The following is an 18172-nucleotide window of genomic DNA, read 5'->3' on the forward strand; positions in this document are numbered from 1 at the left end:
AATTTACGAATAGACGGGAGAGTTGCACATGTCGCTTCGCTTTGTCATCGGGCGCTCGGGGACCGGTAAAACATCCTATTGCTTGAATGAAATAAGGGAGCAGCTGCGCGTTCAACCGGACGGGCCGCCGCTTGTCATGCTCGTACCGGAGCAGGCTACCTTTCAGACCGAATATGCGCTGCTTCAAAGCGGCGATTTAAATGGCACGATCAGGGCTCAGGCGCTTAGCTTTCGGCGTCTGGCCTTTCGAGTCATGCAGGAAACAGGCGGAACGGCGCTAGTTCCTATCGGTGATACGGGCAAGCATATGCTTCTCTATAAGATCGTGCACCGGCTGGGTACCCAGTTAGAGCTGTTTCAAAGCGGGGCGGAGCAGCCAGGGTTCATTGACAGGCTCGCGGAGCTGCTGACGGAGTGGAAACGGTATGGCATCGACTCGGAGCTGCTTCAGGAAAAGCGGGCAGCGTCAGAAACAGGTGCTGACCAGTCCTCGTTACTAAAGCGCAAGCTGCATGATTTGCAGCTTATTTATAGCCAGATGGAGCAGGAACTCGCGGGCATGTACATCGACGCCGAGGATTATTTGCGTTATTTGCAAAATGGATTTGCGGATGCTGCTTCCATGCAAGGCGCGCAAATATGGGTCGACGGCTTTTATGGCTTTACGCCAACCGAATACGAGGCTTTGGGAGCGTTGATCGCCTCATCTGCGCAGGTTACGGTTACGCTGACTCTTAATCGAGCTTACGAAGCAGGAGAGCTGCCGCATGAGCTTGAGCTTTTTCATCCGACGGCAGAGACTTATAACAAGCTGATGGAGCTGGCAGCCAAGTACGATGCAGAAGTGCTGGCGCCGAAGATGCTAGGAGTAGATCAACCTATCCGTTTTATGAACAGCCCGATGCTTGCGCATCTTGAGAAGCATTACAGCGAGCGTGTGCCGATGCTGATTGCGGATAGAGCGATGATGATCCATGAAGATAGGCAATGCGGAGTGTCGCTGCATGCTGCCGCGAATCGTCGTGCCGAGGTTGAGGCAGTCGCGCGCGATATCGTTCGCAGGGCGCAGAAGGAGGAGCTTCGCTGGCGGGATATTGCGGTTATGGTTCGCAATAGCGAGGATTATACCGACTATATTGGTCTTGTATTTGCCGATTACGGCATTCCTTATTTTGTCGATCAGAAGGTGAAGGCTGTCCATCATCCGCTTGTTGAATTTATAAGATCCGCGCTCGAAACGGTGCTCTTTGGTTGGCGTTACGACGCGGTGTTCCGCTGCGTGAAGACAGAGATGCTGTTTCCGATGGATGGAAGCCTGCTGCGGGAATGGTTCGATTTGCTGGAAAACTTTGCTCTAGCGGCAGGGATAGACGGCTGGAAATGGCTCGATAAGAAGCGCTGGCACCCGCTTGTTCCCATCTCGCTTGACGATGATGAGGAGATGGATACAAAAATTAGCGACAAGGCGCAGCGGGAATTCGATATCGTGCTGGCAGCAAGAGAATCTGTCGTTCCGCCGCTCCGCCGCTTTGGCGATGCGCTGAAGAAAGCGGAAAACGTCCAAGAGATGTGCGAGGCGCTCTATCGTCTGCTCGACCAATCGGATGCGGCAGATCGTCTGGAGCGCTGGAGCTTGCAGGACACGCAGGCTGGCAAGACGCAGCGGGCCAGAAGCCACCGGCAGCTATGGGACAGCGTCATGCAGCTGCTGGATCAGTTAGTCGAGCTGGCGGGCAAGCAGACAGTATCCCCTGAGCTGTTTGCAGGCATGGTCGAGGCGGGGCTGGACAGCTTGAAGCTTGCTGCTGTGCCGCCAGCGCTTGATCAAGTGCTGATCGGAAGCATGGACCGGACAAGGTCCGGACATGTTCAGGTTTGTTATGTGCTTGGCGCCAATGACGGCGTTATGCCAATGAGGGTGAAGGAAGACGGCATTCTAACCGAGCCTGAGCGGGAGAAGCTTGCCGAGGATGGAATGGCTATGGCGCCTGGCGTTCGCCGCCGCTTGCTCGATGAGCGTTTTATGATCTATAACGCCTTGACGACGCCAAGCAGGCATCTATGGTTAAGCTGGGCGCAAGCCGATGAGGAAGGCAAAAGCCTGCTTCCCTCTGAGATTGTAAGGCATGTCCGCCAGCTCTTTCCCGGCATTCCTGTTCAAAGCGCCTCGGCAGAGCCGTCTCCTAGCATGCCGATCTCGGAGCAGAGGATGTTCGTTTCACATCCTCAGCGAACGTTGTCTTATTTAATTGCGGCTATACGGAAATGGCAGCAAGGCGCGTCAATCGCCCCTTTTTGGTGGGATATGTACAATTGGTTTGCCGTTCGACCGGAATGGCAGCATAAGCTGCAGCTTCTAACAGGCTCCTTGACTTATGAGAATCAGGAGCAGCTTCTGTCGAAGGATACAGCAAGTCAGCTTTATGGAGCACGGCTTCAGGTTAGCGTATCGCGGATGGAGAGATTCGTATCCTGTCCATTCCAGCATTTTGCGATCCATGGGTTAAAGCTGCGTGAGAGAAAGCTCTATCGGCTGGAAGCGCCTGATGTCGGGCAGCTGTTCCACGCAGCCCTCAGCCGCATGGCAACTGGTCTAGGGGAGCGGTGGGGCAAGATGCCTGAGGCCGAGCTGAAAGCAGTCGCCTCGCAAACGGTCGATGAGCTGGCTCCAAAGCTTCAATCGCAAATTTTGCTTAGCAGCAGCCGATTCCAATACATCGCCCGCAAGCTGAAGGAGATTGTTGGACAAGCAGCGCTCATGCTGGGCGAGCACGCGCGCAGAGCGCAATTTCACCCTGTCGGAACAGAGGTTGATTTTGGCCCGGACGGCAAACTGCCATCCCTGCGCATTCCGCTTGCGGACGGCGGAGTTATGGAAATAATCGGAAGGATCGACCGCGTTGACGCGGCTGAGATGGAGGAGGGGCTTCTGCTGCGCGTGCTTGATTACAAATCAAGCTCAACGCAGCTGCGGCTTGAGGAGGTTGCATTTGGACTTTCGCTGCAAATGCTGACCTATCTCGACGTACTCGTCACGCATGCATCCGAATGGCTTGGGAAGCCTGCATCTCCGGCTGGCGTTCTTTATTTCCATGTTCATAACCCTTTGCTGGCGCTGACTAACAGCATCACGCCAGCAGAGGTCAGCGGTCAGCTTCTGAAGCGTTTCAAAATGCGCGGACTCGTTACGGCTGACTCGGAAACCGTCAGGCTGATGGATGATGAATTAGAGACTGGGTATTCAGAGCTGCTCCCGGTTGCGCTGAAGCGCGACGGAAGCTTCTACAGCAGCTCGTCGGTCGTTACGAATGAGCAGTGGGATGTGCTTAGACGTTCCGTTAGAAGCACGATCAGCCGGATCGGCAGCTCGATTCAAGCGGGCGAGGTATCCATTGAGCCTTATCGCTTGGGTACAAAAACGCCATGTCAATATTGTGATTATAAAGCGGTCTGCCAGTTTGATGCGCAGTTCGATGGAAATGAATATAGAAAGCTGGGCAAGCCATCTAAGGAAGAGATTTGGCAGCAGCTGGAGAAGGAGCGATGAGTATGCACACTGCAAAGGATACCCCGAAGCCGGAAAATAGCACATGGACCGATGATCAGTGGGATGCCATCGTCACGAGCGGCTCCAACATTCTCGTCGCGGCGGCGGCTGGCTCCGGTAAAACAGCGGTACTGGTTGAAAGGATTATTCGGAAAATATCGGCACATACCGACGTCGACCGCCTGCTCGTAGCAACCTTTACGAAGGCTGCGGCAGCAGAGATGAAGGATCGGATTCGGCTTGCTCTTGAGCTTGAGCTTGAACGGGAGCCGGATTCCGAGCATTTGCGCCGCCAGCTGGCGCTGATGAACCGTGCATCCATTACGACGCTGCACTCCTTTTGTCTGGATGTCATTCGACGCTATTATCCTTTAATCGGTCTCGATCCCGGTTTTCGAATTGCGAACGAGACGGAGAGCGAGCTCATGCGGCTTGATGTGCTCGATCAGTTATTTGAGCAAAAGTACGAGGGTGCTGGCGATGACGGCGCGTTTCTCCGTTTAGCTGACCGCTACGGCGGCGAGCGCAGCGATGAACCGTTATACCGGCTTGTTCAGCAATTGTACGATTTTGCTCAGAGCCATCCTTGGCCGGAGCACTGGCTGCGTCAGACGGCGGAAGCTTTTGACCTGGCAGATGTGGCCGCACTTCAAACAAGCGAATGGGTGGTCAGCCTGAAAAGGGACATTCAGCTCGCATTGGAAGGAGCGGGCTCGCTGCTCCATCAAGCGCTGGAATTGACGCGTCAGCCTGCCGGCCCTGCGCCTTATGCAGCAACCTTTGATGAGGATTTGCAAGTGGTTGGCGGCCTCGCGGAGATCATTCATACGCAGCCTTGGGAGAAGTGGGTAGAATCCTTTCAAGCGATTCAATTCGGAAAACTGAAGGCGATGCGCGGCGATGAATATGATAAGTTGCTGCAAGAGCAGGCCAAGGAGCTGCGCGATCAAGCGAAGAAGCTGATCACATCGCTTGTCGAGGAATTGTTCGGCCGAGATGCTGAGCAATTTCTGGAGGAGCTTCAAGAGCTGGCGCCGCTGATGCGCGCATTAGCTGAGCTTGTCGTTGAATTTGGACAAGGCTACGAGGCGGCTAAGCGTGCGAAAGGGCTGCTTGATTTTGGCGATTTGGAGCATTATTGCCTGCGTATATTGCGAGATCCTGCTTCGACGCCGGATCATATGTCTCCTTCAATAGCAGCGATTGAATTCCAGAAGCAATTCGATGAAATTTTACTTGACGAATATCAGGATACCAATATGGTGCAGGAGGCCATCGTTTCTTTAATCGAGCGGCCAGGTACGGGCAACCGTTTTATGGTTGGCGATGTCAAGCAGAGCATATACGGCTTCCGTCTTGCGGAGCCCAAGCTCTTCTTGCAAAAATATAAATCCTATCTCGCGCGCAAGGATGCGGGCAAGCTGCCTGATTCGGATACCCCTCATGCTCTACGCATTGATTTGGCGCGAAACTTTCGCAGTCGATCGGAGGTTGTGGATGGGGTTAATGCCGTGTTCCGCGCTATTATGCGCGAGAATGTAGCAGAGATGGACTATGACGAGCGCGCTGAGCTCGTATGCGGAGCATTCTATCCAAGCCCTGTGCCGGCGGATCGCTGTCAAGTCGAGTTCGCTGTGCTAAACAAAGGGGATATGGATGACGTAGAGGAAGAGGACGCGGAAATTCCCGAGTCCACCGAGCTTGCTGATGATCGCGAGCTTGGGGATGCTGCGGCACAAGTTGAATCGCCGTCAGAGCTCAAAGCTGCGCAGCTCGAGGCGCGCTGGATCGCGCAGCAGCTGAAAGCGTTAATCGACAGCGGCTTCCAGGTCTATGATGGGAAGCGGCGCGAAAACCGGCCCATGCAGTGGCGGGATGTCGTCATATTGCTGCGGGCGACGCAGCAGTGGGCTCCCATCATTATCGAGGAGTTGCAAGGGAGCGGCATTCCGGCATACGCAGAGCTGAGCAGCGGGTACTTTGACGCGGTTGAGGTAGAATCGATGCTGTCGCTGCTGCGCGTAATTGATAATCCGTATCAGGACATCCCTCTCGCAGCTGCTCTGCGCTCTCCATTATTTGCGCTGAACGGCGAGGAGCTGGCCCGTATTCGCATTCAATCGGCAAAATCCTCTTATTACGACGCGGTGCTATTAGCCGCTTGCGATTTGCTCCTTGAGGAAGATACGCGCAGAAAGCTCTCTTTATTTTTGGAAAGCTTGGATCGTTGGCGCGAGGAGGCAAGGCAGGGCTCGCTTGCGAATTTGCTTTGGGAAATCTATCGCGAAACGGGCTATTACGATTTTGTAGGCGGCTTGCCAGGCGGGACGCAGAGGCAAGCGAATTTGCGCGCGCTGCATGACCGTGCGAGGCAATATGAGGCGACTTCGTTTCGCGGATTGTTCAGATTTCTGCGATTTATCGAGCGCATGCGCGATAGCGGCGGTGATTTAGGGACGGCAAGAGCGCTCGGCGAGCAAGAGGATGTCGTGCGCATCATGTCTATTCATAAGAGCAAAGGGCTTGAATTTCCGGTCGTATTCGTTGCGGGTCTCGGGAAGCTGTTCAATCAGCAGGACGTTCGGAGCGCCTTCCTGAAGCATAAGGAGCTTGGCTTCGGACCGCGCTTTGTTGATCCGGCACTCCGAATCAGTTATCCAACGCTGCCCTATTTGGCAATTCGAAGGGTAATGCGCAGGGAGATGCTAGCCGAGGAAATGCGGATCCTTTACGTTGCCTTGACTAGGCCAAAGGAAAAAATGTATCTTGTCGCAACGGTATCGGATGCGGAAGCAAAGCTGAGGCGCTGGCTGGCTTCTGTCGATGCGTTCGGCAGAATGCCGGATTTCCGCGTAGCATCCGCAAGATCCTTTATCGACTGGCTTGGGCCGCTCGCCGCGAGGCAAATCGCGGAAAAGCAAAATGCAGACGAGAACGCTCCGCAGTGGCATGCTGGAATCGTTTCGGCATCCATATTCGGAATAGAAGCCGCAGCTGCAACCGAGGAGCAGGATCAGGAGGATTTGGCTAAGGAAGAAAGACTGCAAGCGATAACCTCCTTGTCGCTTCTCGAGCACATCGAGGAGGAGGAGCAGCTCAGGTCCCGGCTGGAATGGCAATATCCGCATCAAGACGCAGCGAGGCTGGCAGCCAAAACATCGGTAACAGAGATGAAGCGGCTGCATACGGAGGTCATGGAGGATGCGGTTCCTTTGGAGGAGCCGATGGATAACGATTTTGCGGTTCAAACAGACCCATTCGCCGCTCTGTCAGCTAACTACACCATGCGCCTTCGGCGTCCTGCCTTCATGGAGGAGAAGTCGCTTACAGCGGCGGAGAAAGGCTCCGTCAATCACTTGCTGATGCAGCATGTTTCGCTCGCTGAGCCAGCTAATGAAGCGATGCTTACGGTGACGCTTGATAGCATGATCGAACGCCGCTTATTAACGGTTAAGCAGTCGGAAGCGATTGACCTGCCAGCCGTAGCCGCTTTCTTCACCAGTGAGCTCGGCCAGCGTCTGCTAAGCTCGGAGTGGGTTCGGAGAGAAGTGCCCTTCAGTTGCATGTTCCCTGCGAGCCGCGTATATCCGAATTCAGGAGAGGCGCTGATGCAGGAACCGATCTTGATTCAGGGCGTTATCGATTGCTTGTTTGAGGATGAGCAAGGCGTTGTCTTGCTCGATTATAAGACGGACCGGATCAACCAGCAGCAGTGGGCGGAGGCCGCAGAGAGACATCGGTTCCAACTGGAATTGTACGCGGAAGCGATCGAATCTGTGCTCGGCCGCAAAGTGGATGAGTGCCATGTTTTCTTTTTCGACGGCAGTCAATCCGTAGAGCTGAAACAAACGAACAAAGCATAAAAAGGAGGCTGCGAAGTTGGAACAGCAGCAAATGGGCAAGCGCACGTTCGCACTGCCGATTACACTTGTTATTCTCGTATTCAGCTTAATCGGCAATGTTTTTTTGTACTCGCAATTTTTACAGCATAAGCAGGAAAAGAATTTTACAAAAGGTCAGAGCATTTTCGCAGCAGCATCAGAGTCGAGACAATATGTGGATGATATGGTTCCGGTACTGGATGCTATGCTGCAAAGCAAAAGCTTAGAGGAACGCCTTCATGTGAAGTTTGATGCAGGCAAAGCAGCCGCAAAAGGGAATGCTTTAGTTAAGCTTGCCGATGAAGCCGCGAGCATATCTGCTGAGCCGGAGAAATTCAGCTCGGAGTTGGTATCGCTCTTCTTAAGCGAAACTGAAAATAAACTGCAACAAATAGGCGAATACGATAAGCCTTTGAACGATGAAGAACATGCTTATATTCTCAAATTAATAGGCATATACGAAACGATGTCTGGCATTCTGAAAGGCTTCAACACTAAAATCGCTGATAACCGAATCGCTTTAATCCGATTGTCGAGCGGACTTGAGTGGATTGATCTTGTATTGGAGCTTCAGCAAACGATGTCGAGCTCCCCTAAATAAAGCATGAATCAGCTCTCCGGCATTCGATTGGACTACTACTCGATTTTTCGTTATGATAGGAGAAGATGAGTAGACAGGGGGTGAATCACATGGACTGTATTTTTTGCAAAATAATCGAAGGCGCTATTCCGTCGAAGAAGGTATTTGAGAATGACAGAATTGTCGCATTTCACGACATACAGCCAGCTGCTCCGGTACATATTCTCATCATTCCGAAGAAACATATTTCTACCATGAATGACGTAACCGATGAAGATGATCCGGTCGTAGCCGAGCTGTTCTCGGTAGCCCGTCAGATAGCCAAGGAGCAAGGCATTGCAGAGTCTGGTTATCGACTCGTCAACAATGTTAATTCCGATGGCGGACAGGTCGTTTATCACCTGCATATCCATTTGCTAGGGGGAACAAAACTTTCACCGCTGCTCGTAGATATCCAAAGTTGACACTGCCTTTTGGTTTGACATATAATGAAATTTGATAAACCGTGTTATAGCTCTGGACGGTCTGTTTCGGAGGGAGGGAAAACTGGTGTCTGAAACTAAAGTTCGCAAAAACGAAACTATTGATGCTGCGCTTCGCCGCTTTAAACGTTCCATCGCTAAAGATGGTGTTCTAGCTGAGGTGAAAAAACGCAAGCATTATGAAAAGCCAAGTGTAAAGCGCAAGAAAAAGTCTGAGGCTGCGCGCAAGAGAAAGTTTTAGGAGGATCCTTCCACAATGAACCTGAGCGAAAGATTGACCGACGATATGAAGCAAGCCATGAAGAATCAGGACAAGTTTAAGCTTTCCGTAATTCGTATGATGCGCGCGTCAGTGAAAAACTTGGAAATCGATCTCAAGCGTCCTTTGGACGATAACGAAGTGCTTGATATATTGAGTCGTGAAATCAAACAACGTAAAGATTCCCTCCAAGAATTTAAAAAAGCCAGCCGTGATGATTTAGTAGCGGGTCTTGAGGTCGAAATTGAAATTATTAGTCAATACCTTCCCGAACAGCTGACTGAAGAAGAGATTCAAGAGATAGTAACGCAGACCATCCATGAACTCGGTGCTTCTTCCAAAGCCGATATGGGAAAAGTTATGAGTGCCCTTTTGCCCAAAACAAAAGGACGCGCTGACGGTAAACTAGTAAATCAGCTCGTACAGCAACATCTCAACTAACTAAACATACGGACTCACAAAACACCCCTAACCGGGGTGTTTTTTTGTTTATTCTAGTTCAAATGGTATAGTATGGATACGAAACTTGAAACATTTTAGCTTGCTGCACGTAGTAGGGAACACTACATGAAAAGAAGGAGGAAGCTTCTTGCACATGAATCGATGGCGAAGAAGATGGTCCGCTACTCCTATTGCTTTGCTTGCGGCACTACTGCTGGTGACGCTTGCAGGCTTGTTTGGCGCTCGGGTAGAGCAAGCGAGTGCTGCGAATGAAGTCGGTCCCGCTGTTTATGTCATACCGGTTAAGCAAACGGTTGAGTCCGGTCTGCAATCGTTTCTGGAAAGAGCTTATAAAGAAGCAGAGGAAGCGAAAGCAGAGCATGTCATACTCGTTATCAATACGCTTGGCGGCAAGGTAGTGAACGCAGAGAGCATCGGTCATTTTATTCGTGAGAATAAAATTCCGTCAACGGCGTTTGTCGAGGGCAAGGCGGTATCGGCAGGCACGTATATCGCGCTTAATGCGGATCATATCGTCATGCAGCCTGGCAGTACGATCGGTGCCGCAGCGGTTGTAGACGGCTCGGGCAACCTGATCGAAAATCCGAAAACGATCTCATTCTGGACTTCTGAAATGAGCGAGTCGGCCGCTTTGCAAGGGCGCGACAAAAGCATTGCAGCAGCTATGGTTGATCCGAATGTGGAGTTGTCGTTGAAGGATAAGATCGGCAGAGACAAGCAAAAAGGTGAAATACTTACACTGACAGCGAGCGAGGCCGAGAAAGTCGGCTATTCCGAGCATACGGCTGCATCAGTTGACGAAGTGGTCAAATGGCTGGGCTTTGAAGGGCGGACACAGATTGAAGTGGAACCATCATTGGCGGAAAATGCAGCCAGATGGCTCATCAATCCAATCGTCATGACGGTGCTGCTCATCCTGGGTATTGCAGGCATAGTGATTGAAATGCTTGTACCGGGCTTTGGAGCGCCAGGGATTATTGGCCTATTGTCATTTGGCCTATATTTCTTCGGTCACTATGTGGCTGGATTTGCGGGAATGGAATCGGTCGTTCTGTTCGTAATCGGAATTGCCCTGCTTATTATCGAGGTATTCGTGCCGAGCTTCGGTATACTAGGCCTACTTGGCAGCGCGGCGTTAATAGCAGGTGTGGTCATGGCAGCATCTGATCCGATGACAGCATTCATCTCGATCGTCATCGCGCTTGTCGCAGCGATCATACTGATTGCCATATTCGTAAGAATGAACAAAAAACGCGGCATATGGAACAAGTTTATTTTGCGCGATAAGCTGACAACGGAGCAAGGGTACTTGTCGGCGGATGTGAAGGATTCCCTGCTGGGACTGGAAGGAACGACGATAACGCCGCTTCGCCCAGCTGGAACGGTGCTGATCGGCGATAACCGCGTAGATGTGGTCACATCAGGCGAATTTATTGATACAAATCGTTCCGTCAAGGTTGTTAAGGCTGAAGGGACTTGGGTAGTCGTCAAAGAAATCGTAAAATAGTGCGGACAATATAAATACATGGAGGTTAAAACTATGCAATTGGATCCATTGGTGTCCATATTAATTTTGGCTGTCGTCGTCATTATCGTGCTGTCTGTATTTCTCAGCTTTTTCCCTATTATGCTATGGATTTCGGCATTGGCATCAGGCGTAAGAGTAGGTATCATTACGCTCGTTGCGATGCGTCTTCGTCGGGTTGTTCCAAGCAGAATCGTTAATCCGTTAATTAAAGCGACAAAAGCGGGTCTTGGCCTAAACATTAATCAGCTGGAGAGCCACTTCCTGGCTGGCGGTAACGTTGACCGAGTTGTCAATGCTTTGATTGCCGCGCAGCGCGCGAACATTCCACTTATATTCGAACGTGCGGCTGCAATCGATTTGGCTGGTCGCGATGTGCTTCAAGCCGTTCAAATGAGCGTTAACCCTCGTGTTATTGAGACGCCAATCGTTGCGGCGGTGGCGAAGGACGGCATCGAGGTAAAGGTTAAAGCACGAGTAACGGTACGTGCCAATATTGAACGTCTCGTCGGCGGTGCGGGTGAAGAAACAATTATTGCCCGTGTCGGCGAAGGTATCGTAACGACGGTCGGATCGGCTAATTCCCACAAGGATGTGCTTGAGAATCCTGATATGATATCGCGTACGGTGCTCGGCAAAGGGCTTGATGCGGGTACAGCGTTTGAAATATTGTCGATTGATATCGCGGACGTAGACGTAGGCAAAAACATTGGCGCACATCTTCAAACCGAGCAAGCTGAGGCGGATAAGAAGATCGCTCAGGCGAAAGCCGAGGAGCGCCGCGCAATGGCTGTCGCGCATGAGCAGGAAATGAAAGCGAAGGTCGTCGAGATGGAAGCTCGCGTAGTCGAGTCGGAATCGCAGGTTCCGCTTGCGATGGCTGAAGCGCTCAGAAGCGGGAAGATCGGCGTTTTGGACTATATGAACTTGAAAAACATCGAGGCTGATACGCAAATGCGCAGCTCTATTGGCAAGCAGGATGGATCTTCTGACAACAAAGAAGGCCGCTAATGCCATTGATCAAATCGAATCGTATCGTATCGTCTACTTCGATTAGCGTGACCGCGCCATGGAGGTGTAGGCATATTGAAAATTATTGAGTTTTTGATGGATAACATCTTTATTGTTGTCATTATTTTCGGAGCGCTCGCTTCGCTGTTTGGCAAAGCAGGCTCGAAGAAGAAGCCAAGTCAAATGCCGGACTTTGGCGGAGGTGGTCTGCCGCGTACCTTGTTCCCACAAGCAAGCGAGAGCAAGCAAAGCGAGGATCGACCCTTGCAGGAGCGAACAGAGGCTCAGACCGTCTTCCGCTCGCAGTCCGAGCAGGAGCGTCAGCAATCTCCTGATCGTTCCTATACATCAAGGGATTCTGAGTCGCCCTCAGGAGCGCCTCAGATCGCCTCTCTTCAGCGTTCGCTTGAGAGGGCGTCAGCTAGTAAAGCTATGGCTCCGGCTGCAGCAGAGCGCAAGTCAGCAGGCCGGCGTGAGATTGCAGCAACTGTGCAGGCTGATGATTTGCGCAAAGCGGTCATATGGGCTGAAATTTTAGGTCCGCCCCGCGCAAAGAGGCCATTTCGAAAATAAACGATGAACCGCCGAGCATACCGCTTCGGCGGTTTTTTTTTGTTTTTCCCCGTCATAAACGTTGTTGGCTAGATTCATCTCATAAAAGCTTTGCCGCTTGCATATTTTGGTACAGTACATGAAAATCGCCACTCCTTTGCTTTGCTCTGGCAAGGCTTAGCTTCGGCTTGCTTACATAGCAGGTTTGCTCAACAAACCTTGAAGGAGGCCAAGATTCTTCCATGCGCCGTATAAAAAAGAAATTTCGCAAAGTGACAGCAGAGCTACTGGATATGCCGCATGATGTCGTATTCGATTTGCCGCGTCTGACCATGATCGGCGATTGCCAATTATATATTGAAAATCATCGGGGAGTCGTACATTTCTCAAGCGAGCGCTTGCGGCTGGCTCTAAGCAAAGGAGAGCTGGAGGTTACAGGCACCTCGCTCGTCATTCGGACGATATGGACGGAGGAAGTGTTTATTGAGGGTCAAATCTCGAACATTCAAATGATCCCATAACGTAGATGGAAGCCAGCTGGCGTAGTAAAAATAAATGGTATTGGAGGCGAACGGCATGAGCGGACAAGGCGCGGATTGGTTAAAGGGAATGGTTACCGTTCACATAAGGGGAGGACAACCGGAGCTGCTCGTCAACCTTGCGCTCTCTGGCGGCTTGCAGCTGTCTTCCATAAGATGGACAAGCAGCGGCTTGCTTGAGTTTGAGCTTTCGGTGAGCGACTTTTTTGGTCTTCGTCCGTATTTAAAGGAGACAGGCTGCCGGGCTCATGTTACGAAGCGCAAGGGCTTGCCTTTCCTGCTCGTAAAGGCGGAGCGCAGAAAGCTGTTTGCAGCCGGCATTGTATTGTTTTTCGCTATCATATTTATGCTTTCTTCCTTGGTGTGGAGCATTGAGGTACAAGGCAATGTGAAGCTGACCGAGGATCAAATCCGCCTTGCTGCCAAGCAGGAAGGCTTATATCCGTTGCAGTGGTCATTTCGCCTTGCGGATACCGACGTTATGTCCAAGCGTCTCGTACAAAAGCTGCCGGGCTCCACCTGGGTCGGCGTAGAGAAGAAGGGCACGAAGGTCATCATTCAAGTAGTGGAATCGACCATACCCGAGCAGGCTTCCTTGCAGACGCCGCGTCATCTGATAGCCTCGGCAGATGCTGTCGTTACTGATATTATCGCTGAGGCGGGAAGGCCCGTCGTCAGGAAAAATACGAAGGTTAAGAAAGGCCAGACGCTAATCTCGGGAACAATCGGCGGAGAAGAATTTTCGCGGACAATTGTTGCAAAAGGCAAAGTTAGAGGGCTCGTATGGTACGAGTTCGAAATTTCTTCACCTTTGGTTCAGCACGTTAAGGTATACACCGGGGAAAAGAAGACAAAATGGTTTGCGGTGTTCGGCTCGCGTGCGCTTCAAGTAAGCGGATATGGCGAAAATCCATACCGTTCATCAGAAGCGATTCGTCATGAGGAGAAGGCATCCTGGCGCAATTGGGCTTTGCCGATCGGACGCATGAAGGAGACCATCATGGAGACGCGCATGGAGGAGAGGACGCTCACGGAAGAAGAGGCGAAGAGCGCTGGCATCCTGCAGGCTAAAGCCGATGTGCTTATAAAAGCAGGCAGCGATGCGGTCATCCGAGATGAAATTGTTTTGCATGAAAAGGCGGACAATGGTAAAGTTTATATGAAAGTTCTTTTTGAGGTCGAGCAATCTATCGTTAAGGAAATGCCACTAGTCCAGATGCAGGGAGAATGAGGATTGTTGCAAATTGAGACGAAAATAGTAAAAATACCTCTAGGCAACGCAGCGGAGGGACTGGCTGTATTCGGCCCCCAGGACAATTACTTGCGACTAATACAAGCCCAGGTTGAATCATCTGTTACATCACGCGAAGCGGAAATTGTCATCTCAGGTCCATCTGAAGAGGTTGATTCGCTAGAACAGCTTTACAATGTGCTCATACAGCTAGTACGCGGCGGTTACCAGCCTTCCGAGAGGGATGTAGCCTATGCGCTTGAGCTTGCGAGGTCTATGCAAGCGGAAGAGCTGCTGGACTTGTTTAAGAAAGAAATTACGACTACGTACCGCGGCAAGCCGATTCGCGTGAAAACGATTGGGCAGCGCCATTATGTGAAGACCATCCGCAAACGGGATATCGTGTTCGGAATAGGGCCAGCCGGAACGGGCAAAACCTATCTTGCCGTCGTACTAGCCGTTGCAGCGCTTAAGGAAGGCTCTGTGAAGCGGATCGTATTGACGAGGCCTGCTGTGGAAGCGGGAGAAAATCTCGGATTTTTGCCGGGCGACCTGCAGGAAAAGGTTGATCCATACCTGCGTCCATTATATGATGCGCTGCACGAAGTGCTTGGTCCTGATCAAACGGTTAAAGCGATTGAGCGCGGCATGATCGAGATTGCTCCGCTTGCTTATATGCGCGGGCGTACCCTTGATGACGCATTTATTATTTTGGATGAAGCTCAAAACACTACGCCGGAGCAAATGAAAATGTTTTTGACAAGGCTTGGCTTCGGATCGAAAATGGTCATTACAGGCGACGTTACGCAAATCGATTTGCCACGCGGCAAAAACTCGGGCTTGATCGAAGCGCAGCGTATTTTGAAAAACATAGAGGAAATAGGCATCATCCTTTTCTCTGAGCAGGATGTCGTGCGTCACTCGCTAGTGCAAAAAATAATTGTTGCCTACAACTGGGATGCTGAAAACAAAGCCTAGAAAGGAATGTCTGCTGCATGAACCAAAACCAGACCGGAAAACAGGAGAGCTTGCGGCCGTCTAAGACGACGGGTTGGAAGCAAAGCGCAGCCGTTCGCTGGGTGCTGATGTTTATGTTTGTGCTGCTGTTCTATTTCAGCTTGGCTCCGCATCTTGTTCCCGAGACCTATGATATTGAGGAGGGCGCTGTAAGCGAGAAGGATATTAAAGCGCCCTTCCAAATAAAAGACGAGAAGGCGACAAGGCAGGCGGAAGAGGATGCTGCTGATAAGGTCGACGTTATTTATTCGATCGTGCCGCTGCGCAACGATGCGCTGGTTGAGCAAATTTTTGTTCGGATCGAGCAGTTGAATTTGGATGATCAAGTCACCGTTCAAAATAAGATCGATATTTACCGCAATGAAATTCCGGGTCGTTATTCCGAATACGTTGACAACTTCGTTAAGCTGAACAAAGGCAAAGGCACATACAATGATGCGCTCTTAGAAGAAATGATGCTTATTACGAAGGAGCAGCAATATACGATTCCGGAAGAAACGTTCTACAAAATGCCGAACTTAACTTCCGAAACTTTAACCGAGATGCGCAAAGTAGCTCGGGAAATTGTGCGTAAGCTCACAGGAGAGCAGCTCCGCGAGGCGGAGACCGCGAGAACGCAGGTTGCCGAGCTCGTGAATGCAAGCTCGCTATCCAGCCGGACAAGCAGAGAGATCGTGCAGGAGCTTGCGAGATTTGTGATAATGCCGAATAAGTTTTTGGATAAAGATGCGACGGACGAGGCTAAAGTTCAGGCGAAGCAAAATACGCCGGCAGTCGTCATTAAAGAAGGCGATTTGATCGTAAAGCGCGGTCAGACGATAACGCCTGACTTATACAAACTGCTTGTTGATTCCTCGCTGCTGCAGGATAAAAAAAATTATTGGCCGCAGCTTGGGCTGCTGATCATGTCCTTGATGTTCATCGTCGTGCTGTACGCGTACTTGCATCAGTCAGGGAGCATCAATGGAATTAAGCCGAAATACAACAATGCATCGCTCCTTATGCTATGGCTTATCTACTTGATAAATATTATTACGATCCAAATCATTTCATTGACGCAGACGGATGCCGCGCCCTATGCTGGCTACTTGGCGCCTGCTGCGCTTGGAACGATGCTGATCACTTTGCTGCTTGATATGCATTTAGCGATGATCAGCTCCATATTATTTGCGATTATGGGAAGCATTATATTAAATACCGGACAGCATCAAATTTTCGATTTCCAATACGGCTTCGTCATTATAGTTGTATCGTTTGCCGCTATTTTCTCGATTCACAGAGCGAGCCAGCGATCAACGATTTTGAAGGCCGGCATTATGGTTAGTTTGTTCGGCTCGTTCTCCGTCATTACGATTTTGCTGCTGTCTGAGCAGATGGATCGCGTGCCGTTCATTTATTCCGTTGCCTTCGCATTCGCCAGCGGACTAATAACAGCCGTGCTCGTTATCGGCTTGATGCCGTTTTTTGAAATTACGTTTGGCATTTTATCGGCGCTTAAGCTAGTGGAGCTGTCGAATCCGAACCATCCGCTGCTGCGCAAGCTGCTTACGGAGACGCCGGGAACGTACCATCACAGCGTAATGGTCGGCAATTTGTCCGAAGCGGCGGCCGAGGCTATTGGGGCCGACGGTCTGCTATGCCGCGTGGGCTCGTTTTACCATGATATCGGGAAGACGAAGAGGCCAAATTATTTTATCGAAAATCAGACCAATATTGAAAATCCGCATGACACGATCGATCCTAAGCTTAGCAAATCGATCATTGTGGCCCATGCAAGAGATGGCGTGGACATGCTTAAGGGACATAATATTCCTAAGCCGATTCGGGATATCGCCGAGCAGCACCATGGTACAACCTCGCTGAAGTTTTTTTATTACAAAGCGGTTAAGCAGGCGGAGGAGCAAGGAATTGAGCCTGCAATTACGGAGGATGATTTCCGTTATCCAGGTCCGAAGGCGCAATCGAAGGAAGCGGCAGTCGTTGGTATTGCCGATTGCGTGGAAGCGGCGGTGCGCAGCCTGCGCAATCCGACTGTGGAGCAGGTAGAGGCGATGATTCACAAAATTATTAAGAGCAGATTGGATGACAATCAGTTCAATGAATGTGATTTGACGTTGAAGGAGCTTGACAAAATTGCGCAATCGCTTAAAGAAAGCGTAATTGGCATATTCCATTCACGTATTGAGTATCCGGATGATGTGAAAACAAAGGAGCGCTTGGCATGAGCTTGCAGCTGGGATGGAGTAATGAGCAGGAAAGACTGGAAATACCCGATCAATGGATTGCCAAATTAGAGCAGCTGCTGCAGCTGGCGGGCGAAGCAGAGGGCATTTCAGATGGCGAGGTATCGCTGACGTTTACGAACGATGAGGAGATTCATCAGCTAAACCGCGAATATCGCGGCATCGACCGTCCAACGGACGTCCTGTCATTTGCTATGCAAGAGGACGGGGTAGAAGAGCTGGACATCATCTTCGAGGTTGAGAGCGAAGATGAGGCAGATCCGATTTCCGGCATGCTTGGCGACATTGTTATTAGTGTCGACACGGCTGAGGCACAAAGCGAGGAGTATGGTCACTCTTTGGAGCGTGAAATCGGCTTTTTGTTTGTACATGGCTTCCTGCATTTAATCGGCTATGATCATCAGGACGATGCAATGGAAGCAGAAATGACCGCGAAACAGGAAGCGATTTTGCAGCAAGCTGGCCTCACTCGGTAATGAAGAAGTTTATCCAAAGCTTCGCCGTTGCAATATTCGGGATCGGCTTTGCTCTTCGTACGCAAAGCCATATGCGATTTCATGCCGTTGCTGGCTTGATCGCATGCTGCTTAGGGATAATCGTATCGCTTGAACCGCTTGAATGGGCCATTATTTTGCTTGCCATCGCTGTCGTTATTAGTGCGGAAATGATTAATACGGCAGTTGAACAAGCCGTTAATCTAGCTAGCCCGGACATTCATCCGGTCGCAAAAGTAGCGAAGGACGTTGCAGCCGGAGCTGTTCTAGTTGCGGCAGCAATCTCAGCTATTATAGGGCTGCTCATCCTTGGGCCGCCCTTATGGCATTTAATTGTGAAATAAGCTGG

The 18172-nt window shown here is 50.8% G+C and carries 15 protein-coding genes; all 15 read left to right on the forward strand.

Going from position 1 to position 18172, the window contains the following annotated elements; genetic code table 11:
* Window positions 1-28 precede the first annotated feature (28 nt).
* The gene (gene addB / locus AC1TPC_RS11410; protein ID WP_482066985.1) at window positions 29-3547 is read left to right on the forward strand and encodes a helicase-exonuclease AddAB subunit AddB; all 3519 of its coding nucleotides are present in this window, start codon (window positions 29-31) and stop codon (window positions 3545-3547) included.
* Entirely contained in the window at window positions 3544-7410 is a 3867-nt protein-coding gene (gene addA / locus AC1TPC_RS11415) for a helicase-exonuclease AddAB subunit AddA (protein WP_482066986.1), read from the forward strand. Before addB ends, addA begins: the two co-directional genes overlap by 4 nt.
* 16 nt (window positions 7411-7426) lie before the next feature.
* The gene (locus tag AC1TPC_RS11420; protein ID WP_482066987.1) at window positions 7427-8029 is read left to right on the forward strand and encodes a hypothetical protein; all 603 of its coding nucleotides are present in this window, start codon (window positions 7427-7429) and stop codon (window positions 8027-8029) included.
* 89 nt (window positions 8030-8118) lie between these two features.
* Window positions 8119-8472 carry a histidine triad nucleotide-binding protein gene (locus AC1TPC_RS11425; protein WP_482066988.1) on the forward strand — a complete coding sequence of 118 codons (354 nt, stop codon included), beginning with the start codon at window positions 8119-8121 and terminating at the stop codon, window positions 8470-8472.
* Window positions 8473-8557: 85 nt separating this feature from the next.
* Window positions 8558-8731, forward strand: coding sequence for a 30S ribosomal protein S21 (gene rpsU, locus AC1TPC_RS11430; protein ID WP_005547957.1), 174 nt, complete (start codon window positions 8558-8560; stop codon window positions 8729-8731).
* A gap of 15 nt (window positions 8732-8746) precedes the next feature.
* Window positions 8747-9190: a GatB/YqeY domain-containing protein gene (locus AC1TPC_RS11435; protein WP_139994357.1), complete on the forward strand. Its 444-nt coding sequence runs from the start codon at window positions 8747-8749 to the stop codon at window positions 9188-9190.
* Window positions 9191-9344: 154 nt separating this feature from the next.
* The gene (locus tag AC1TPC_RS11440) at window positions 9345-10718 is read left to right on the forward strand and encodes an NfeD family protein (protein ID WP_482067169.1); all 1374 of its coding nucleotides are present in this window, start codon (window positions 9345-9347) and stop codon (window positions 10716-10718) included.
* 33 nt (window positions 10719-10751) lie between these two features.
* Window positions 10752-11747 (forward strand): flotillin-like protein FloA, encoded by a 996-nt coding sequence (gene floA / locus AC1TPC_RS11445; RefSeq protein ID WP_482066989.1) that lies wholly within the window; start codon window positions 10752-10754, stop codon window positions 11745-11747.
* 75 nt (window positions 11748-11822) lie between these two features.
* Window positions 11823-12320, forward strand: coding sequence for a hypothetical protein (locus AC1TPC_RS11450; RefSeq protein ID WP_482066990.1), 498 nt, complete (start codon window positions 11823-11825; stop codon window positions 12318-12320).
* A 221-nt stretch (window positions 12321-12541) separates the two neighbouring features.
* Window positions 12542-12820 carry a sporulation protein YqfC gene (gene yqfC / locus AC1TPC_RS11455; RefSeq protein WP_482066991.1) on the forward strand — a complete coding sequence of 93 codons (279 nt, stop codon included), beginning with the start codon at window positions 12542-12544 and terminating at the stop codon, window positions 12818-12820.
* 55 nt (window positions 12821-12875) lie between these two features.
* Complete coding sequence (yqfD, locus tag AC1TPC_RS11460; protein ID WP_482066992.1) at window positions 12876-14069, forward strand: sporulation protein YqfD; 1194 nt, start codon at window positions 12876-12878, stop codon at window positions 14067-14069.
* 6 nt (window positions 14070-14075) lie between these two features.
* Window positions 14076-15047: a PhoH family protein gene (locus AC1TPC_RS11465; RefSeq protein WP_169082250.1), complete on the forward strand. Its 972-nt coding sequence runs from the start codon at window positions 14076-14078 to the stop codon at window positions 15045-15047.
* Between the two features lie 17 nt (window positions 15048-15064).
* Complete coding sequence (locus AC1TPC_RS11470) at window positions 15065-17311, forward strand: HD family phosphohydrolase (protein WP_482066993.1); 2247 nt, start codon at window positions 15065-15067, stop codon at window positions 17309-17311.
* Window positions 17308-17805 carry an rRNA maturation RNase YbeY gene (gene ybeY, locus AC1TPC_RS11475; protein ID WP_482066994.1) on the forward strand — a complete coding sequence of 166 codons (498 nt, stop codon included), beginning with the start codon at window positions 17308-17310 and terminating at the stop codon, window positions 17803-17805. The genes AC1TPC_RS11470 and ybeY overlap by 4 nt, the downstream gene beginning before the upstream one ends.
* Window positions 17805-18167: a diacylglycerol kinase family protein gene (locus AC1TPC_RS11480; RefSeq protein WP_482066995.1), complete on the forward strand. Its 363-nt coding sequence runs from the start codon at window positions 17805-17807 to the stop codon at window positions 18165-18167. Before ybeY ends, AC1TPC_RS11480 begins: the two co-directional genes overlap by 1 nt.
* The last annotated feature ends 5 nt before the right edge of the window (window positions 18168-18172 follow it).

It is taken from the genome of Paenibacillus sp. Y280 (assembly GCF_056786335.1).

Excerpts from the sequence above, each read along its gene's own strand:
- AC1TPC_RS11480 (WP_482066995.1), top strand. The coding sequence starts at position 17,805 with ATGAAGAAGTTTATCCAAAGCTTCGCCGTTGCAATATTCGGGATCGGC.
- AC1TPC_RS11470 (WP_482066993.1), top strand. The coding sequence starts at position 15,065 with ATGAACCAAAACCAGACCGGAAAACAGGAGAGCTTGCGGCCGTCTAAG.
- AC1TPC_RS11425 (WP_482066988.1), top strand. The coding sequence starts at position 8,119 with ATGGACTGTATTTTTTGCAAAATAATCGAAGGCGCTATTCCGTCGAAG.
- addB (WP_482066985.1), top strand. The coding sequence starts at position 29 with ATGTCGCTTCGCTTTGTCATCGGGCGCTCGGGGACCGGTAAAACATCC.
- yqfC (WP_482066991.1), top strand. The coding sequence starts at position 12,542 with ATGCGCCGTATAAAAAAGAAATTTCGCAAAGTGACAGCAGAGCTACTG.
- yqfD (WP_482066992.1), top strand. The coding sequence starts at position 12,876 with ATGAGCGGACAAGGCGCGGATTGGTTAAAGGGAATGGTTACCGTTCAC.
- AC1TPC_RS11440 (WP_482067169.1), top strand. The coding sequence starts at position 9,345 with ATGAATCGATGGCGAAGAAGATGGTCCGCTACTCCTATTGCTTTGCTT.
- floA (WP_482066989.1), top strand. The coding sequence starts at position 10,752 with ATGCAATTGGATCCATTGGTGTCCATATTAATTTTGGCTGTCGTCGTC.
- addA (WP_482066986.1), top strand. The coding sequence starts at position 3,544 with ATGAGTATGCACACTGCAAAGGATACCCCGAAGCCGGAAAATAGCACA.
- ybeY (WP_482066994.1), top strand. The coding sequence starts at position 17,308 with ATGAGCTTGCAGCTGGGATGGAGTAATGAGCAGGAAAGACTGGAAATA.
- AC1TPC_RS11435 (WP_139994357.1), top strand. The coding sequence starts at position 8,747 with ATGAACCTGAGCGAAAGATTGACCGACGATATGAAGCAAGCCATGAAG.